At 64.9% G+C, this 1956-nt stretch carries 3 protein-coding genes; 1 reads left to right on the top strand and 2 read right to left on the bottom strand.

Annotated features, from left to right (window positions below; translation table 11 throughout):
- Positions 1-86: 86 nt before the first annotated feature.
- Positions 87-626: a manganese efflux pump gene (locus ABZV31_RS38210; RefSeq protein ID WP_355901485.1), complete on the bottom strand. Its 540-nt coding sequence runs from the start codon at positions 624-626 to the stop codon at positions 87-89.
- A gap of 88 nt (positions 627-714) precedes the next feature.
- Here ABZV31_RS38210 and ABZV31_RS38205 point away from each other — a divergent pair, with 88 nt between their 5' ends.
- Positions 715-888: a hypothetical protein gene (locus ABZV31_RS38205; RefSeq protein ID WP_355901483.1), complete on the top strand. Its 174-nt coding sequence runs from the start codon at positions 715-717 to the stop codon at positions 886-888.
- Positions 889-980: 92 nt separating this feature from the next.
- Here ABZV31_RS38205 and ABZV31_RS38200 read toward each other — a convergent pair whose 3' ends face one another.
- Complete coding sequence (locus tag ABZV31_RS38200; RefSeq protein WP_355901481.1) at positions 981-1136, bottom strand: hypothetical protein; 156 nt, start codon at positions 1134-1136, stop codon at positions 981-983.
- Positions 1137-1956: the final 820 nt, after the last annotated feature.

The following is a 1956-nucleotide window of genomic DNA, read 5'->3' as shown; positions in this document are numbered from 1 at the left end:
GCAATCCACACCAGGCCAGAAGGCCCTCACCCATTTCAAGATCACACGTCAGTGATCGCTGTCACCAACCTCCGTGGACAGAACACCTAGCCGCCGAACCACAACGGCAGCGCCGCAGCGGCGATGATCAAGGTGACCCCGCTCAGCAGGTCCGAGCGGATCCGGATGAGGCGCGCCGCGAGCCGCCCGAGCCGCAGCCCGACCAGCGACAACACCGCCGTCATGACGCCGAAGACGGCGGCCGAGAACCACGGCGAGAGCCCGAGGATCCCGAGGCTCGCTCCGGCGAGCAGGTTGTCCAAACTCAGCGTCAACGGGATGCCGAACAGTGCCCACGGGTGGTCCAGCTCCTGCGGCTCGGGGTTTCGAAGGGCCGAGATGACGAGGTAGAGACCGTACCCGCCGAGCGCGGCCGCGCCCACCAAATCAGCGACGTCCCCGACGGACTCCCCGATCTTGCGACCGATCAACAGCCCGACCAGGGGCATAATCGCGTCCCACAGCCCGAAGGTCAGCGCGACCTGCACCGCACGCTTCAGACCGAATGGGACGGTGCCGAGCGCGATCGACACCCGGAAATTGTCGAGACTGAGTACGAAACCCAGGACCAGTATTTCCCAGATCATGACGACGCCGCTGCCCCATGACGACCGACGCCGACGGAAACGACTCTGCCGCGACTAGTATCGGCCATAATTCCATATAATATCTCAGATGGTTCACGAAAAAAACCTCGCAAGCCGATTCCCGGAAGATTTCCGACGCTACTCGCCCGACGGCGGCCATCGCTTCCAGAAGGGCTCACTGATTGAACTTACGCACATCATTTTGAACATCTCGCAGGTGGTGTTATCCGGGCCGACACTGACGATCGCAGGCTCGTTATGAGCTTATGATCGATGTGTGCCAGTGCTTTACGATCTGCGACGGAGTTGCTGTCGCTCATCGTGGTCGAGGCAGGGAGCGTGCCACGGCCCTACTTACGTGGCCAGCGCGATGACGACTGTCAGGGCAACGCCAAGCACGCCAGCAATGGTGAAGTCCTCGATCAACCGCTCGCCCGGTCCTGGTGCCACCTTCAGCCGCTCGACCATGGCGCGCGCCGCATCTTCCGAGTCGAATCCCCGGCGCAGCACCTTGTGCCGCTCTCTGAGTCGTCCTGCCGGGCCGTCGCTCGGCAGGTCACCGAGGGGTAGCCGTCTACTTGGTTGTGATCCTCGGCCGTCCTGGTGAGCGACCGCCACGTCTCGAAGTACGTGCTCGCGATGTTCGGGCCGACGTTGCGATCCTCGGCCGCCCCGGAGGGCGGACCGCCACTGACTACTTTCGGCCGTCCGCTCATCATCACCGAGTTGCGATTCTCGGCCGTCCCGGAGGGCGACCGCCACACGCGGGGGATGTACCCCAGCCGGAAGAGCGTGGCGTTGCGATCCTCGGCCGTCCCGAAGGGCGACCGCCTCATGACCTCGGTCATGGCGTCTTATCACCTGAAGGCGTTGCGATCCTCGGCCGCTCCAAAAGGCGACCGCCAGCGGCAGCGGGTTGTCGGGGATGCGGGAACCGTACGGGTTCTCGGTCGCCCCGAAGGGCGCCTGCCAGCCCTGCGCGGCCGCGCAGGAGGATGGCCGACGGGCTGCGCCAGTCCATCCAGGCACTGTTGCGATCCTCGGTTGACCCGGGGGGCGACCGCCAGCGCAAAGAAGGCGTGGCCCAGGTCTTCCGCTTGTGTTCCATTGCGATCCTCGGTCGTCGTTGAGGGCGACCGCCACCCCGATGCGTGATCCTCGCGGGGCGGGAGTATGGCTGGTTGCGATCCTCGGCCGCCCCGAAGAGCGACCGCCACCTGAGCAGTGTTTCGCGGTGATGTTGCTCCGGTTTGGTGGACACCTACCCGCTTGGGGACACTGGTCCCCGCAAGGAGGAGTTCATCGTGCCAAGGACGCGTCCGGCCTACCC

The sequence above is a fragment of the Streptomyces sp. NPDC005202 genome, from assembly GCF_040608235.1.
Classification (GTDB): Bacteria; Actinomycetota; Actinomycetes; order Streptomycetales; family Streptomycetaceae; genus Streptomyces.
The sequence above is the reverse complement of the archived record's forward strand: the minus strand, read 5'-3'. Positions and strand labels throughout refer to the sequence as shown.

Bases quoted from the DNA above. Each gene is read 5' to 3' on its own strand.
- ABZV31_RS38210 (WP_355901485.1), bottom strand. From the start codon at position 626: ATGATCTGGGAAATACTGGTCCTGGGTTTCGTACTCAGTCTCGACAAT.
- ABZV31_RS38205 (WP_355901483.1), top strand. From the start codon at position 715: ATGGTTCACGAAAAAAACCTCGCAAGCCGATTCCCGGAAGATTTCCGA.